The organism is Stakelama saccharophila (genome assembly GCF_032229225.1).
Taxonomy (GTDB): domain Bacteria; phylum Pseudomonadota; class Alphaproteobacteria; order Sphingomonadales; family Sphingomonadaceae; genus Sphingomonas; species Sphingomonas saccharophila.
The window spans coordinates 347,383-361,404 of sequence record NZ_CP135076.1 but is presented as its reverse complement, the minus strand read 5'-3'; the positions used below and the strand labels follow the sequence as shown (position 1 = coordinate 361,404).

Genomic DNA, 14,022 nt, shown 5'->3' with positions numbered 1-14,022 from the left:
TCGATCAGGGGCTTGCGAGCAATGCCAAGCCGTTTCTCCGTCGCCCGTTCCCAGGGTTGGTCGCACCGCGGCGTCGCGGTATGACCTGGAGGCGCGATATAGCACCGGAGGCAGCCATGACGCAGATGACCCGCATTTCCACGCTCGATGGCTCGGGCGAATTCGACGGCTATTGCGCCACACCGCAAGGGCGCCGCCCGAAGGCCGCCATCGTGGTGATCCAGGAAATCTTCGGCGTCAACGCTGGCATTCGCCGGAAATGCGACAGGCTGGCAGAGGCAGGCTATCTCGCCATCGCGCCGGACCTGTTCTGGCGGCTCGAACCCGGGATCGAACTCGGCCCCGATATCGAACCCCAGTTGCAGCGGGCATTTTCGCTGATGGAACAATTCGACCAGGATCAGGGGGTGCGCGATATCGAGGCGACGATCAAGGAAGCGCGCCTGCGCTGCGATGGCGGCAAGGTGGGTGCGGTCGGCTATTGCCTGGGCGGGCGCCTTGCCTTCATGACCGCCGCGCGCACCGATGTGGATGCCAGTGTCGGCTATTACGGCGTCGGAATAGATAACCTATTAGGTGAATCAAAGGCGATTGCGAAGCCTGTAATGCTCCACATTCCGCAGGAAGACCATTTCGTCGACAAGGACGCGCAGGCACGCATACATGCCGGGCTCGACGATCATCCGAAGGTGGTCCTGCACGACTATCCGGGCGAGGATCACGGATTCGCCACCGAAATGGGGGCCCGGCGCTCTCCCGCATCGGCCGATCTGGCCGATCGGCGAACCGCCGCGTTCTTTGCCGAACATCTCGGCTAGGCCGTCGCCTTTCCTGCGGCGCGTCAGGCGACGAGCTGCAGGATGCCGATATCGCGGTCGACGATGCCCTGGTAGATCATCTTGCCGGCGACATAGACGATGACGGCCAGCCCGAGATATCCGATCCAGCGATAGCGATCGATGAACTTCGCAATGACGTTCGCTGCGAGCCCCATCACCGCGACCGAGAAGATCAGACCAAAGACGAGAATCGCCGGATGGTCGCGCGCCGCTCCGGCGACACCGAGCACATTGTCCAGGCTCATGCTGACGTCCGCCAGAGCCACCGCCCAGGCCGCGCCGGCAAAGGTCTTGGCCTGCTTGGTTCCGGCATCTTCCTCTGCCTGCCCGACATGAAGCTCCCGCCACATCCGCCATGCGACCCACAGGAGCAGGATCCCGCCGGCGAGAAGGAGGCCGATCACCTGAAGCAATTGCGTCGCGATGAGCGCAAACCCGATCCGCAGCACGAGCGCCGCGCCGATTCCGACGAGGATGACCTTCTTCTGCTGGTCGCGCGGCAAGCCGGCCGCAAGCGCGCCGACGACAACGGCATTGTCGCCCGCCAGCACGAGGTCGATCATGATGACCTGGGCCAGCACCGACAGTGCGTCGGCCGTGAACAGCGATCCGAAATCCATGGTACAGCGCCGATAGCCAAGACCGCCCTGTGCGGCAAGCCTCAGCGCATCAGCACCATCAGCCCGACCTGCGGATCGACGATGCCGTCATAGATCATCCTGCCCGCCACGTAGAGAATCACGGCCAGGCCGATATAGATGATCCAGTGATAGCGCTCGATGATGCGCGCGACGAAGTTGGCGGCAACCGCCATCAACGTCACGGAAAAGGCGAGACCGACGAATAGCACCGCCGGATGCTCCCGCGCGGTGCCGGCGACGGCCAGCACGTTGTCGAGGCTCATCGACAGGTCGGCGAGCGTCACCGAGAGAATGGCACGACCGAAGGAACGGGACGCGCGCGGCCCTTCGATCTCCGGCGTGGTGGGATCGTCCACGGGTGCCGGCGCGGGAGCGGGATGCAATTCGCGAAACAGCTTCCACGCGACCCACAGCAATAGCAGCCCGCCGGCGAACAACAGGCCGATGACGTGCAGCAACTGGGTGGCGACCAGCGCGAAACCGATCAAAAAAACAAGCGCGATCCCGACGCCGATGCCAAGCACCTTCTTGCGCTCCGCCGGCGGCAGGCCCGCCGCCAGCGAGCCCAGCACCACCACATTGTCGCCGGCGAGCGTCAGGTCGATCATGATCACCTGCCCCAGCACGGCGAGGCCGGCGGCGGTGAAGATGTCGCCGAAATCGAACACCAGAGACGAACCTTACTGGTTCATCGATGCGAAGAAATCCTCGTTGGTCTTCGAATCCTTCATCTTGTCGAGAAGGAATTCCATCGCGTCGATCGTGCCCATCTGCATGAGGATACGGCGAAGCACCCACATCTTCGACAGCGTCGCCTTGTCGACCAGCAGCTCTTCCTTGCGCGTGCCCGATTTTCCGACATCGAGCGCGGGGAAGATGCGCTTGTCGGCAACCTTGCGGTCGAGAACGATCTCGGAATTGCCGGTGCCCTTGAATTCCTCGAAGATGACCTCGTCCATGCGGCTGCCGGTGTCGATCAGCGCGGTGGCGATGATCGAAAGCGAACCGCCCTCTTCGATATTGCGCGCGGCACCGAAGAAGCGCTTCGGCCGCTGCAGCGCGTTGGCATCGACACCGCCGGTCAGCACCTTGCCCGAGCTCGGCACCACGGTGTTGTAGGCGCGACCGAGGCGCGTGATCGAATCGAGCAGGATGACGACGTCGTGCTTGTGCTCGACCAGGCGCTTGGCCTTTTCGATCACCATCTCGGCGACCTGGACGTGGCGCTGCGCCGGTTCGTCGAAGGTGGAGGAAATCACCTCGCCATTCACCGAGCGCTGCATGTCGGTCACTTCCTCCGGCCGCTCGTCGATCAGCAGTACGATGAGGAAGACTTCCGGATGATTGTCGGTGATCGCCTTGGCGATGTTCTGCAGCAGCACCGTCTTGCCGACGCGCGGCGGCGCGACGATCAGCGAGCGCTGCCCCTTGCCCTGCGGGCTGACGATGTCGATGACGCGCGCCGACTTGTCCTTGACGGTCGGGTCCTGCGGATCGAGCGTGAGCTTCTTTTCCGGATAAAGCGGCGTCAGATTGTCGAAATTGACGCGGTGGCGAACGACATCGGGATCGTCGAAATTGACCTTGAGCAGCTTCGTCAGGGCGAAATAGCGCTCGCCGTCCTTGGGACCGCGGATCTCGCCCTCGACGGTATCGCCGGTGCGCAGGCCGAACTTTCGGACCTGGTTGGGCGAAACGTAGATATCGTCCGGTCCTGCGAGATAGTTCGCCTCGGGCGAGCGCAGAAAGCCGAAGCCATCGGACAACACCTCGATGGTGCCCAGCCCCATGATCTGTTCGCCCTGTTCGGCCTGCACCTTCAGGATCGCGAACATGAGATCCTGTTTGCGCATGGTCGAGGCGCCTTCGACGCCCAGCGATTCCGCCATTTCTACGAGTTCGGCAGGCGCCTTTTTCTTGAGATCCTTGAGATGCATCGGTTCGGATTCGCCTAATATGTTGTGCGAGTGCCGGTCTGGAAAGCTGGTGCGATTGCACGAACGGCAATGTGGGAAGGGTGTTCCGCCACGCGTAGAATCCGCACGGCGACGTTTCTGCACTTAAGGCGCGGCCGAATCCAAGTCAAGATTTCCGCAGGGGCACTGCCGGGCGGGATCAGAACGGCTTCACCACCGCCAGGATCACGATCAGCGCGACGAAGACCGCCGGCACTTCGTTCAGCATCCGCAGCGTGCGTGCCCGAAAGGCCGGCTTGCCCGACTGCAGCTTGCGCGCATAGCCCACCATCCAGCCGTGATAGCCCGACAGGAGGATCACGAGCGCCAATTTCGCATGAAGCCAGCCCAGACCGGCGGCACCGTCGAACAGGCCGTCATTGGCCGCGAGCATCAGGCCCAGCACCCAGACCAGGATCAGCGACGGGGTGAGGATCATCCGGCGCAGCTTGCCCTCGCGCGCCACCCACCGCGCAGGTTCGGCCGGATCGTCCAGCCCTTCCTGGTGATGGACGAGATAGCGGGGAAAGATGAACAGCCCCGCCATCCAGAAGATGACGAAGATGATATGTGCGGCAATCACCCAAAGATAGGCCGATCCGAGCCAGCCGGTCATGCTCTTTCCCCTCTTATCCGCGTCAGCAGGCGTTCGACATGGGCGATCGGCGTGTCCTGCTGGATGCCGTGCCCGAGATTGAAGATATGCGGCCGGCCCCGAAACGCGCCAAGAATGCGGTCGACTGCATGGTCCAGCGTTTCGCCGCCGGCGACGAGCGCCAGCGGATCGAGATTGCCCTGCACCGGAAAATCGGCCGGAAGCGTGGCGGCGGCCCAGACGGGATCCACCGTTTCATCCAGCCCGACCGCATCGATTCCCGTTTCGCGGACATAGGCGGCGATCTTTCCGCCGGCACCCTTGGGAAAGCCGATGATCGGTGTCCCCGGCGCCGCCGATCGCAGGGCGCCGACGATGCGCGCGGTGGGCGCGACGACCCAGCGCTCGAACTGTTCGGGCGACAGGCTGCCCGACCAGCTATCGAACAACTGCACCGCATCCACCCCCGCTTCGATCTGCCCCAGCAGATAGCGTATCGTCGCATCCGCAATGCGATCGATCAGGACCGTCATCGCCCCCGGATCGGCATAAGCCAGCCGCCGCGCCCGCGCCTGTTCGCGACTGCCCTGGCCGGCGATCATATACGTTGCGACCGTCCACGGACTGCCGGCAAATCCGAGGAACGTCGTTTCTGCGGGCAGCGCGGCGGCCACCCTGCGCACCGTTTCATATACCGGGTCGAGCACGGACAAATTGTCGGGGCCGAGCGCATCGATCGCCTGCCGCGTGTCGCACAGCGGCGCCAGGCGCGGCCCCTCTCCGCTGACGAACCAGAGATCCTGGCCCAGCGCGCGGGGGATCATCAGGATGTCGGAAAACAGGATGGCGGCATCGAAGCCGAACCGACGGATCGGTTGCAGCGTCACCTCCGCCGCGCTTTCGCTGTCCTGCACCAGGTCCAGGAAACCGCCCTTTTCCGCTCGTAAGGCGCGATATTCGGGAAGATAGCGCCCGGCCTGTCGCATCAACCAGATCGGACGACGATCCACCTGATCGCCCTTCAGCACCGAAAGCACCGGTTTCGAGTTCGCGTTTCCGGTCAGTGGAAAGCCCCTACAAGAATCTAGGAATCTTTAAAGAAAGGATGTTGAGGTTGTTGGCGTGTGGAACCGGGGATGTATGGGGTCCGTCCCGAAATGCCAACAGCTTGACTCCGGGCGTCGTTCGGCAGCGTCGGGATTCGAGGAACGGCGTCCCCGTTTTCCACAGCATGTGGACTAAGGACTGTGATGTCGATTGGCTGTGGATGGAATCTGGACGGAATCGATCTCGTCCGCATGCTTGGCGGACGCGGCGTGTTGCGCTAGCGCCCGTCCTCATGTTTTCCACAGGTTTGTCCTGACGGCCATGCGGCTTCACCTGCACCTCCTCTCCGATTCCACCGGCGAGACGCTGGAGAACATCGCCAAGGCGGCGCTGGCGCAATATGACGATGTCGAAACGCTGCGCCATTTCTGGCCGATGGTGCGCAGCGAGGCGCATCTCGAGCGTATCCTGGAAGAGATCGCGCAGAATCCGGGTCTCGTGCTCTTCACGCTGGTCAATACCGATATCCGCCGCACCCTGGAGGATCGCTGCCGCACCATGGGTCTGCCGGCGGTGGCGCCGCTCGATTCGGTGAACGACGCCCTGTCGACGCTGCTCGGTCAGGAAGCCAAGGCCCGGCCCGGCCGCCAGCACACGCTCGACGCCGCCTATTTCGCGCGCGTCGATGCCATTCAGTTCACCATTGCGCACGATGACGGGCTGGGCTGGGAAGATTGGGAGGAAGCCGATATCCTCCTGGTCGGCGTGTCGCGCTCGTCGAAGACGCCGACATCGATCTATCTCGCCAATCGCGGGTTCAAGACGGCGAACATCCCGATCGTCCTGGAATCGCCGCCGCCCGACCTGCTCTTCAAGCTCAAACATCCGCTGATCGTCGGGCTGACGACGAGTGCCGAACGCCTGATCCAGGTGCGGCGCAACCGGCTGCTGCAGCTCAACGAGGGGCGCGAGACCGAATATGTCGACCACGATGCCGTCGCGCGCGAAGTCGCCCATGCGCGGCGCCTGTTCGGGGACAATGGCTGGCCGGTGATCGACGTCACGCGGCGTTCGATCGAGGAGACGGCGGCGGCTATCATCAAGCTGTGCGGTGAGCGCGGCAGGGGCGAGGCGCCGTGAAGCTGATCCTGGCATCCCGAAGCGCGTCCCGCCGGGCGATGCTGACCGATGCGGGCGTCCCGCACGAGGCGATGGCGAGCGGTGTCGACGAAGATGCGCTCAAACGGACGCTCGTCGCCGAGAGCCTGCCGCCGCGCGACTTCGCCGATGCCCTGGCCGAGATGAAAGCCCTGCGCGTCAGCGGCCGGACGCCGGGTGCGCTCGTGCTCGGCGGCGATTCGATCGCGGCGCTGGAAGACGGCACGTATCTCGACAAGCCCGTCGATCGCGACGCCGCGAGGCGGCATCTGCAGATGTTGTCCGGCCGCAGCCACAAGCTGATCAGCGCGGCGGTGATTGCCGAAGACCGCCGGCCGGTATGGCGCCACGTCGCAACGGCGCAGATGCACGTTCGTACCCTCTCCGATGCGTTCATCGAGCGCTATCTCGATGCCGAATGGCCGGCGATATCCGGCTGCGTCGGCTGCTATCGGCTGGAAGCAATGGGCGTGCAGCTCTTTTCGCGTATCCAGGGAGACTATTTCACCATCCTCGGCATGCCGCTGCTGCCGATCCTCGATTATCTGCGCACGCGCGGGGTCCTGACGTCATGACGCAAGTTTATGCAGAGGTGATCGGCGATCCGATCGCGCACTCCAAATCACCGGTAATTCACAATTTCTGGCTGAAGCATCTGGAAATCGATGCCGAATACCGCGCGCACCATGTCCGACCGGAAGAACTGGCCGCCTATTTCGCGGCGCGCCGGGCCGATCCGGCATGGCGCGGATGCAATATCACCCTGCCGCACAAGCAGGCGGCGCTCGATCATGTCGGTGATCCCGGCGGCGTGCGGGAGTCGATCGGCGCGATCAATCTTGCCGCGCGCGACGAACGCGGCGATCTGTTCGGCACCAATACCGACGCGGGCGGGTTCTTCGCGCCGATTTCGGGAATGGACATGGCGGGCGCGCATGTCGGACTGATTGGCGCCGGGGGCGCGGCGCGCGCGGTGCTGTTCGCGCTGTCGCGGCTGGAGGTCGGGCGCGTGACGATCTTCAACCGTACCCCGCTCAAGGCCGCGGGCCTGCTGGCGCAATTCGGGTTGAAGGGTGACGCTGTACCGCTCGACGCGCCGGTTCCGCCGGTCGATCTGCTGGTCAATGCGAGCGCGCTGGGAATGGCCGGGCAGGCGCCGCTCGACATTGATCTTGCTCCCCTGCCCGACGAAGCGATCGTCTATGATATCGTCTATGCTCCGCTGGAAACCGATCTGCTGTCGCGCGCGCATGCACGCGGGCTGGAAACGGTGGACGGCCTGGAAATGCTGATCGGTCAGGCGGCGATCGCGTTCGAGATCCTGTTCGACACGGCGCCCCCGCGTGATCTGGACGAAACGCTGCGCGAAAAGCTGACGGGATGATCCGGCTGGGCCTCACCGGCTCGATCGGCATGGGCAAGTCGACCGTCGCGGCGATGTTCGCCGCCGAAGGCGTGCCGGTCTTCGATGCCGACGCCGCGGTTCATCGTCTGCAGGGGCCGGGCGGCGCGGTGCTGCCGGCGATCGAGTCGGCCTTCCCGGGAACGACCGGCGCCGCCGGGGTGGACCGGACGGCCCTTGGCGCTGCCGTATTCGGCGACCCGGAAGCATTGCGGCGGCTGGAGGCGATCATGCACCCGGCAGTGGCGGCCGAGCGCGACCGATTCGTGACCGAGCATGCGGGCGAGCCGCTCGTCGCGCTGGACATACCGTTATTGTTCGAAACCGGTAGCGCGGACACCGTTGACGCCATCGTCACGGTAAGCGCGCCGGCCGAGGTACAGCGCGCCCGCGTGCTCGCTCGCCCCGGTATGACGCCGGAGCGATTCGCGGCCATCCTCGCCAAGCAGATGCCCGACGCCGAAAAGCGCCGCCGGTCGGACCATGTGATCGACACCGGCGTCGATCCGGCCCGAACGAGGGAGGCGGTACGGCGTTTGATCGCTTGCCTCGTGCCCGGTAGCGGTGAATAATCAGCCCATGCGCGAGATCGTCTTCGATACCGAAACCACCGGGCTCAGCTTCCCGGGGGGAGACCGGCTCGTCGAGATCGGTTGTGTCGAGATCGTCAACCGGGTGGAGACGGGCCGTACGTTCCACGCCTATTTCAATCCGGGACGGCCGGTGCCGGCGGAGGCGCAGGCGGTACACGGGCTTTCCGATGCCTTCCTGTCCGACAAGCCGCGCTTTGCCGACGGGGCGGCCGAGCTGCTGGACTTTATCGGCGACAGCCCGCTGGTCGCGCATAATGCGAGTTTCGACTTCGGCTTCCTGAACGGGGAACTCGGCCTCTGTGCGCGCGAAGCGATCGCGATGGAACGGATGGTCGACACGCTTGCCATTGCGCGTACGCGCCACCCGGGTGCCAAGCACACGCTCGATGCGCTGTGCGTCCGGTTCGGCATCGATCGCAGCCGCCGCGTGCTTCACGGCGCCTTGCTCGATGCGCAGCTCTTGGCGCAGGTTTATGTCGAGCTGATGGGCGGGCGGCAGATCGGCCTCGGCCTCGTCCGCGAGGTTTCGACGGAAGCGATCGCGGCATCCGAGACGGTCGAAAGCACACCGCGTCCGCCCCGCCGGTTTCGTCCGACGGCCGAGGAACTTTCCCGCCACGCAGCGTTCATGGAGAGTATTCGCGATCCCCTTTGGGAAGCGACCGCATCTTGATCATGTCTAGCGGCGCGGATGCTGCTCCGCATGCCGCTTTCTGCCAGGAGGAAAATATGGATATCCGGGTATCGGGTCATCAGGTCGAAACCGGCGACGCGCTGAAGCGCCACGTCGAGGACCGGCTTCAGGCGATCGCGGACAAATATTTTTCCCGAGCCATCATGTCGCACGCGACCTTCGGTAAAGGACCGCACGATCACGGTTTTACCTGCGACATCGTCGCCCATGTGATGCAGGGCCTGGTGCTGAAGGGCACGAACGAAGCGCAGGATGCGCACAACGCATTCGATGGCGCGGCCGACAAGATCGAAAAGCAGCTTCGCCGATACATGCGCCGGCTGAAGGACCGGAACAACCATGCAATCAAGGCAGCGGCCGAGGCCGCGACCTATGACAATGCCGGATATACCGTGTTCAATAGCGGCGATGCAGAAGAGGAAGCCGAGGACGCGCCGCTGATCATCGCCGAAACGCGCACCGATATTCCGGATGCCAGCGTGTCCGATGCAGTGATGATGCTCGACCTGCGCGATACCACCGCCTTGCTGTTCCGGAATATCGGGACAGGATTGCACAACATGGTATATCGCCGCCGCGACGGTTCGATCGGTTGGGTCGAACCGGACAGCACGAAGCAGTAGCGCGCGCTGAAGCGATCAGGTTGGACCGCGGCGTTCCAGCGGCCAGACGGAATAAAAATGAACGATTTAAGTACGATATTGTCGCCGGAGACGGTGTTTTCCGCCGTGTCCGTCGGCAGCCGCAAGTCCTTGTTCCAGCAACTGGGAAAACTCGCTCACGAGCAATGGGGACTCGACGCCCGGACCGTTGAGCGCCTTCTGGTAGAGCGCGAGCGCCTGGTGTCGACCGGCTGCGGTGCGGGAATCGCCTTGCCCCACGCCCGCATCGAAGGATTGAGGACGATTCACGGCGCGTTTCTTCGGCTGGAGGAGCCGGTCGATTTCGATTCGGTGGACGACCTGCCGGTCGACCTCGTCTTCATGCTCATTTCGCCGGCACAGGCGGGCGCGGCGCATCTGAAGGCGCTGGCGCGGGTTTCGCGGATGTTGCGCGACCGCAGCTTCGCCGAAAAATTGCGCGGCGCCGGCTCCGACGACGCGCTGTACGCGCTGCTGAGCGATTCGGAAGCGCGTGACGCAGCCTGAGCGAATGCCCGGCGATTCGGCAACGCGGGATCAGGCGGCCGAATCGGCCCACTTCCGGGCGCTGGAATCGCTATATGGCGCGGCGCCGATCAACCGGCTGTTCGAGTCGCGGCTGGAGATATCCTGCAGTGGCCGGTCCGCCATTCATTTCGAGGCCGACGAGCGCCATTTTCACGCGGCAGGCGCGGCGCACGGCACGATTTATTTCAAGATGCTCGACGATGCCGCCTTCTATGCCGCCAACAGCCTGGTTACCGACCGGTTTCTGTTGACCACGGCGTTCAACCTGCTGCTCACGCGGCCGATGCGCGCCGGCCGATTCGTGGCCGAGGGCCGCTGGATCAGCGGATCGCGCCGGGTGCTGGTGGCGGAGGCGCGACTCGTCGACGGGCAGGGAGAGGAAACCGCGCGGGGAACCGGTACTTTCATGCGTTCCAAAATCCCGCTGGCAGGGCTGGACGGCTATCGGACGGCATCGTGACCGCGCGCCTGACGAGCGAATTCGTGGTCAAGGCGCTGCTGCGGCGCGTGCATGCCGAGGGCGGCAGCGGCGCCGTGCTGGCGCGGGGGGATGCGATATCGGGTGCGATCCTGCTCCTGCTGCTCGACCGCGGCGTGAATCCGCGCTTTCTGGAGCGCCTTATGGATTTCGACGGGCGCTATCGACTGGCCGAGGCCGGTCCGGCGAATGCGGAAACGCCCCATGATATCAATGACTATTGGCAACGCCGATGCCGTAACGACCCCGATCTCTGGGTGGTCGAGTTGGATATCGCAGCGGCGGAACGCCTTGCCGCTGAAACGATCGTTTCGGGTTGACTTTGTGCGCCCGCGAAACGATTAGGCCGCGCAACGATGAATGCGTTGGGCCGGCATGGGTGACATTCCACCTGTCGGCAACGTAGTCGGGGGGCAACGCGAACCGGCCTCGGTTGATTGGTTTTCGGCCGCTTCGCCTTCCCACCGCATTGAAACGATCATTGATGAAACTTCGTCTACGCCTTGCTGCCATGGCAGCGGTGGGGGTTTGCGCTGCTTCGACCGCAGGGTTCACCACCCCGGGTTTCGCGTTCGAACTCGATCGCACACCCAGCGCCGAACTGAATGCGCAGCCGGCGCGCACGGTTCCGACACCGCCGCCGCCCATCGTGCCGCCGGAACTGACGCCCGAGACGACCGAAGACACGGTGGCGTCGGTCGATGGCGGCAACCCGGCGACGGTCGACGATGACTATGCCAGCCTCTCCGCTGCCGTCGCCGCGCAGCAAATGCCCGAGGCGATGGATCGGGAACTGACATGTCTGGCGACGGGCATCTATTTCGAAGCCAAGGGCGAGCCCCTGTCGGGGCAACTGGCGGTTGCCGACGTCATTCTCAACCGGGCCCAATCCCACCGCTTTCCGAAGTCGGTATGCTCGGTGCTTACGCAGCGTCACCAATTTTCCTTCGTGCGTAACGGCCGCCTGCCGCGTGTTCGCACGCACAGCCGCGCGTGGCGCACCGCCGTGGCCGTGGCAAAGGTCGCGCGCCGCGATCTGTGGGAAAGTCCGGTGCCCGACGCGCTGTTCTTCCACGCCCGCTATGTCAGCCCGAGCTGGCGCATGGCCAAGGTCGGAACGGTCGGCAACCACATCTTCTATCGCTGATCGCCGCCTTTCTTTCGTTCGACAAATGTTCTAGCAGGAGGGGGATGGCCACACGCCCTGCCCCTCCTGTTTCCGATTCGACCGCCGACATGTCCGGCGGCGTTCCCTGCGCAGCCGATGTCGCCCGCGGCGTGACGCGTATGCTGCTGCGCCACGATTATGTCGCCATGGCCGAAGTTCCCTTGTCGGGGGGCCGGCGTGCCGACCTGATGGCGCTCGACCCCAAGGGGCGGATCGTGATCGTCGAAATCAAGGTGTCGCGGGCCGATCTGCTAGGCGACGCCAAGTGGCAGGACTATCTGGTCCATTGCGACCGGTTCTTCTGGGCCGTGCCGCACGGGTTCGACACGACGCCGCTGGAGGGCGAGGCGTTCCTGCCCGATCGGTCGGGCGTGATGATCGCCGACCGCTATGACGCGGCCATTCTGCGCGAGGCGCGGACCCAACCGCTGCCGGCCGCGACCCGGCGAAGTTGTACCCTGGCGTTCGGCCGGCGCGCGGCGCGGCGTTTGATCGGTATCTGCGATCCGGAAGCTGCGGAGGCGGCGCGGACCAGGTTCTGACGGCGATCAGAAACCGGGGCCGATCAGCGGGATGTCGTCGTCTTTTTCCGGCCCCTTCTCGATCGCCGCGAGCAGGGCCGGCGTCCGTCGTTCGCGCTTGGCGTAATCGCGTGCGGAAAGTCCGGCGACGGCATCCGCCTTGTCCGGGTCGGCGCCGACCTCCAGCAGCTTGCGGACCATCGCCACATCGCGATTCTGCACCGCCCGGATCAGCGGGGTTTCGCCGCGGTCGTTGCCGACGTCGAAATCGGCGTTGTAGTTGTCCAGAATATCGATGGCGGCGGGAAAATCGCTCTGCACCGCCACCATCGCCGGTGTGTCGCCCTGTCCATCGCGAAGGTTGGGGTCCGCACCCTTGGCGAGGAGGAAGCGGAGATATGTCGGGTCATGCCGACGAACCACGATGTGCAGGGCGCCCTCGCCATTGTCGCGGTCGGTCGCGTTGACGATGCGCTGGCCGGGCCGGTTCAGCATATCGGTAACCTTTGCCCCGTCTTCTTCGCGCACCGCCTTCAGAAAGGTATAGCTGTCGGACGTTTGTTGTGCGGTCGCGGGTACCTGGGCGACGGCGGCGATGGCGGCGGTGAAAAAGGCGGAACGAAACGAACGCACGTCGAAACTACTCCCATACGGTAATCCGGGCATCGCCCTTGCATCGGGCGCTTTAACAGATCATGGATGCGCCTGCCATGACTCACCGATATCCGCGCATGATCGGCCTGGCCGCTCTCGCGCTTCTTGGCGCCTGCGACCAGGCGTCCGATCCGGCTTCCGCCCGTTCGGACGAGCCGCCGCTGGCCGGCGCGTCGATCGGCGGCCCCTACCGTCTCGTGAACCAGGACGGAAAGACGGTCGGCCGCGACGATTTCGCCGGAAAATACCGCGTCGTCTATTTCGGTTACACCTATTGCCCCGATATCTGCCCCGTCGACATGGGCAATCTGGGCAAAGCGATGCGCGACCTCGACCGGAGCGATCCCGCGCTCGCGCGGCAGGTCGTGCCGGTCTTCATCAGCGTCGATCCCGCCCGCGACACGCCGCCGGTGCTCAAGCAATATGTCTCCGCCTTCTATCCCCGCATGGTGGGACTTACCGGCACCGACGAGCAGATCGCGAAGGTGGCCGACGAATTCGCCGTATATTACAAGCGCGTCGGCGATAATGACGAAAACTATCTCGTCAATCACAGCGGTCAGGCCTATTTGATGGGGCCGTCGGGCGAGCCGATCGCGCTGGTGCCGGTCGACGAATCGCCGGAAGCGGTGGAAAAAGTGCTGAAACGGTGGGTGACGTGAGCGCGCGCTTCTGGGAAGACACGCCGCTGGACAAGCTGGACCGGGCGCAATGGGAAGCGTTGTGCGACGGCTGCGGCAAATGCTGCCTGCACAAGCTGGAAGATGCCGATACCGGCGAGATTCATCCCACCAACGTTGCCTGCCGGCTGCTCGATTGCGCCGCCGGACGCTGCAGCGACTATCGCCACAGGCGCGCCCATGTCGCCGATTGCGTGCGGCTGACGGCGCGGGACGTTGCATCCTTCGGCTGGTTGCCCCGCACCTGTGCCTACCGCCTGCGCGCGGAGGGGAAATCGCTGCCCGACTGGCACCATCTGGTCTGTGGCGACCGCGAGGCTGTCCACCGCGCCGGCGAATCGACGCGCGGCTGGACCGTCCCCGAAACGCGTGTCGGCGATCTGGCGCATCACATCGTCGATCGCGAGGTGTGAGCGACGCCGTCGAGG

20 protein-coding genes are annotated in these 14,022 nt (G+C 64.5%); 14 read left to right on the top strand and 6 right to left on the bottom strand.

Features of this window, described 5'->3' with window-relative positions; genetic code table 11:
- Positions 1 to 116: 116 nt before the first annotated feature.
- Positions 117 to 818 (top strand): dienelactone hydrolase family protein, encoded by a 702-nt coding sequence (locus RPR59_RS01740; RefSeq protein WP_313916033.1) that lies wholly within the window; start codon positions 117 to 119, stop codon positions 816 to 818.
- A 23-nt stretch (positions 819 to 841) separates the two neighbouring features.
- Here the strand turns inward: RPR59_RS01740 and RPR59_RS01735 are convergent, their stop codons facing one another.
- The 5 genes from RPR59_RS01735 to hemE all read right to left on the bottom strand — a co-directional run bounded on the left by RPR59_RS01735 (position 842) and on the right by hemE (position 5,016).
- Entirely contained in the window at positions 842 to 1,459 is a 618-nt protein-coding gene (locus RPR59_RS01735; RefSeq protein WP_313916031.1) for a YjbE family putative metal transport protein, read from the bottom strand.
- A gap of 41 nt (positions 1,460 to 1,500) precedes the next feature.
- Positions 1,501 to 2,148: a YjbE family putative metal transport protein gene (locus RPR59_RS01730; protein WP_313916029.1), complete on the bottom strand. Its 648-nt coding sequence runs from the start codon at positions 2,146 to 2,148 to the stop codon at positions 1,501 to 1,503.
- A gap of 12 nt (positions 2,149 to 2,160) precedes the next feature.
- The gene (gene rho, locus RPR59_RS01725) at positions 2,161 to 3,417 is read right to left on the bottom strand and encodes a transcription termination factor Rho (protein ID WP_313916027.1); all 1,257 of its coding nucleotides are present in this window, start codon (positions 3,415 to 3,417) and stop codon (positions 2,161 to 2,163) included.
- Positions 3,418 to 3,595: 178 nt separating this feature from the next.
- Positions 3,596 to 4,051: a CopD family protein gene (locus tag RPR59_RS01720; RefSeq protein WP_313916025.1), complete on the bottom strand. Its 456-nt coding sequence runs from the start codon at positions 4,049 to 4,051 to the stop codon at positions 3,596 to 3,598.
- Positions 4,048 to 5,016, bottom strand: a complete 969-nt coding sequence (gene hemE / locus RPR59_RS01715) for a uroporphyrinogen decarboxylase (protein WP_313918277.1) — start codon at positions 5,014 to 5,016, stop codon at positions 4,048 to 4,050. The genes RPR59_RS01720 and hemE overlap by 4 nt, the downstream gene beginning before the upstream one ends.
- 382 nt (positions 5,017 to 5,398) lie before the next feature.
- On the opposite strand from hemE, the gene RPR59_RS01710 reads away from it, so the two are divergent.
- The 11 genes from RPR59_RS01710 to RPR59_RS01660 all read left to right on the top strand — a co-directional run bounded on the left by RPR59_RS01710 (position 5,399) and on the right by RPR59_RS01660 (position 12,281).
- Positions 5,399 to 6,217, top strand: a complete 819-nt coding sequence (locus RPR59_RS01710) for a pyruvate, water dikinase regulatory protein (RefSeq protein ID WP_313916023.1) — start codon at positions 5,399 to 5,401, stop codon at positions 6,215 to 6,217.
- A 38-nt stretch (positions 6,218 to 6,255) separates the two neighbouring features.
- The gene (locus tag RPR59_RS01705; protein ID WP_313918275.1) at positions 6,256 to 6,810 is read left to right on the top strand and encodes a Maf family protein; all 555 of its coding nucleotides are present in this window, start codon (positions 6,256 to 6,258) and stop codon (positions 6,808 to 6,810) included.
- Complete coding sequence (locus RPR59_RS01700; RefSeq protein ID WP_313916021.1) at positions 6,807 to 7,619, top strand: shikimate dehydrogenase family protein; 813 nt, start codon at positions 6,807 to 6,809, stop codon at positions 7,617 to 7,619. Before RPR59_RS01705 ends, RPR59_RS01700 begins: the two co-directional genes overlap by 4 nt.
- Positions 7,616 to 8,209, top strand: coding sequence for a dephospho-CoA kinase (gene coaE, locus RPR59_RS01695; RefSeq protein WP_313916018.1), 594 nt, complete (start codon positions 7,616 to 7,618; stop codon positions 8,207 to 8,209). The genes RPR59_RS01700 and coaE overlap by 4 nt, the downstream gene beginning before the upstream one ends.
- Positions 8,210 to 8,216: 7 nt before the next feature.
- Positions 8,217 to 8,903, top strand: a complete 687-nt coding sequence (gene dnaQ, locus RPR59_RS01690) for a DNA polymerase III subunit epsilon (protein WP_313916016.1) — start codon at positions 8,217 to 8,219, stop codon at positions 8,901 to 8,903.
- Between the two features lie 56 nt (positions 8,904 to 8,959).
- Complete coding sequence (hpf, locus tag RPR59_RS01685) at positions 8,960 to 9,547, top strand: ribosome hibernation-promoting factor, HPF/YfiA family (RefSeq protein WP_313916014.1); 588 nt, start codon at positions 8,960 to 8,962, stop codon at positions 9,545 to 9,547.
- A 57-nt stretch (positions 9,548 to 9,604) separates the two neighbouring features.
- Positions 9,605 to 10,072: a PTS sugar transporter subunit IIA gene (locus tag RPR59_RS01680; RefSeq protein ID WP_313916012.1), complete on the top strand. Its 468-nt coding sequence runs from the start codon at positions 9,605 to 9,607 to the stop codon at positions 10,070 to 10,072.
- A gap of 4 nt (positions 10,073 to 10,076) precedes the next feature.
- On the top strand, positions 10,077 to 10,553 hold the full coding sequence (locus tag RPR59_RS01675; protein ID WP_313916010.1) for a PaaI family thioesterase: 477 nt from the start codon (positions 10,077 to 10,079) through the stop codon (positions 10,551 to 10,553).
- Positions 10,550 to 10,891, top strand: a complete 342-nt coding sequence (locus RPR59_RS01670; RefSeq protein ID WP_313916008.1) for a DUF1491 family protein — start codon at positions 10,550 to 10,552, stop codon at positions 10,889 to 10,891. Before RPR59_RS01675 ends, RPR59_RS01670 begins: the two co-directional genes overlap by 4 nt.
- A 164-nt stretch (positions 10,892 to 11,055) precedes the next feature.
- On the top strand, positions 11,056 to 11,718 hold the full coding sequence (locus RPR59_RS01665) for a cell wall hydrolase (RefSeq protein WP_313916006.1): 663 nt from the start codon (positions 11,056 to 11,058) through the stop codon (positions 11,716 to 11,718).
- A gap of 44 nt (positions 11,719 to 11,762) precedes the next feature.
- On the top strand, positions 11,763 to 12,281 hold the full coding sequence (locus RPR59_RS01660) for an MmcB family DNA repair protein (protein ID WP_432280280.1): 519 nt from the start codon (positions 11,763 to 11,765) through the stop codon (positions 12,279 to 12,281).
- Positions 12,282 to 12,287: 6 nt separating this feature from the next.
- On the opposite strand, the gene RPR59_RS01655 is transcribed toward RPR59_RS01660, so the two are convergent.
- Complete coding sequence (locus RPR59_RS01655; protein WP_313916004.1) at positions 12,288 to 12,893, bottom strand: ankyrin repeat domain-containing protein; 606 nt, start codon at positions 12,891 to 12,893, stop codon at positions 12,288 to 12,290.
- 77 nt (positions 12,894 to 12,970) lie between these two features.
- Here RPR59_RS01655 and RPR59_RS01650 point away from each other — a divergent pair, with 77 nt between their 5' ends.
- Positions 12,971 to 13,576 (top strand): SCO family protein, encoded by a 606-nt coding sequence (locus RPR59_RS01650; protein WP_313916002.1) that lies wholly within the window; start codon positions 12,971 to 12,973, stop codon positions 13,574 to 13,576.
- A complete protein-coding gene (locus tag RPR59_RS01645; protein ID WP_313916000.1) occupies positions 13,564 to 14,007 on the top strand; it encodes a YcgN family cysteine cluster protein in 444 nt (147 codons plus the stop codon). Before RPR59_RS01650 ends, RPR59_RS01645 begins: the two co-directional genes overlap by 13 nt.
- The last annotated feature ends 15 nt before the right edge of the window (positions 14,008 to 14,022 follow it).

What these genes read in the sequence shown, in the direction of transcription:
- RPR59_RS01740 (WP_313916033.1), top strand. Translation starts at nt 117, where the DNA reads ATGACGCAGATGACCCGCATTTCCACGCTCGATGGCTCGGGCGAATTC.
- RPR59_RS01735 (WP_313916031.1), bottom strand. Translation starts at nt 1,459, where the DNA reads ATGGATTTCGGATCGCTGTTCACGGCCGACGCACTGTCGGTGCTGGCC.
- rho (WP_313916027.1), bottom strand. Translation starts at nt 3,417, where the DNA reads ATGCATCTCAAGGATCTCAAGAAAAAGGCGCCTGCCGAACTCGTAGAA.
- RPR59_RS01720 (WP_313916025.1), bottom strand. Translation starts at nt 4,051, where the DNA reads ATGACCGGCTGGCTCGGATCGGCCTATCTTTGGGTGATTGCCGCACAT.
- hemE (WP_313918277.1), bottom strand. Translation starts at nt 5,016, where the DNA reads ATGCGACAGGCCGGGCGCTATCTTCCCGAATATCGCGCCTTACGAGCG.
- RPR59_RS01710 (WP_313916023.1), top strand. Translation starts at nt 5,399, where the DNA reads ATGCGGCTTCACCTGCACCTCCTCTCCGATTCCACCGGCGAGACGCTG.
- RPR59_RS01705 (WP_313918275.1), top strand. Translation starts at nt 6,256, where the DNA reads ATGCTGACCGATGCGGGCGTCCCGCACGAGGCGATGGCGAGCGGTGTC.
- RPR59_RS01700 (WP_313916021.1), top strand. Translation starts at nt 6,807, where the DNA reads ATGACGCAAGTTTATGCAGAGGTGATCGGCGATCCGATCGCGCACTCC.
- coaE (WP_313916018.1), top strand. Translation starts at nt 7,616, where the DNA reads ATGATCCGGCTGGGCCTCACCGGCTCGATCGGCATGGGCAAGTCGACC.
- dnaQ (WP_313916016.1), top strand. Translation starts at nt 8,217, where the DNA reads ATGCGCGAGATCGTCTTCGATACCGAAACCACCGGGCTCAGCTTCCCG.
- hpf (WP_313916014.1), top strand. Translation starts at nt 8,960, where the DNA reads ATGGATATCCGGGTATCGGGTCATCAGGTCGAAACCGGCGACGCGCTG.
- RPR59_RS01680 (WP_313916012.1), top strand. Translation starts at nt 9,605, where the DNA reads ATGAACGATTTAAGTACGATATTGTCGCCGGAGACGGTGTTTTCCGCC.
- RPR59_RS01675 (WP_313916010.1), top strand. Translation starts at nt 10,077, where the DNA reads ATGCCCGGCGATTCGGCAACGCGGGATCAGGCGGCCGAATCGGCCCAC.
- RPR59_RS01665 (WP_313916006.1), top strand. Translation starts at nt 11,056, where the DNA reads ATGAAACTTCGTCTACGCCTTGCTGCCATGGCAGCGGTGGGGGTTTGC.
- RPR59_RS01660 (WP_432280280.1), top strand. Translation starts at nt 11,763, where the DNA reads ATGGCCACACGCCCTGCCCCTCCTGTTTCCGATTCGACCGCCGACATG.
- RPR59_RS01650 (WP_313916002.1), top strand. Translation starts at nt 12,971, where the DNA reads ATGACTCACCGATATCCGCGCATGATCGGCCTGGCCGCTCTCGCGCTT.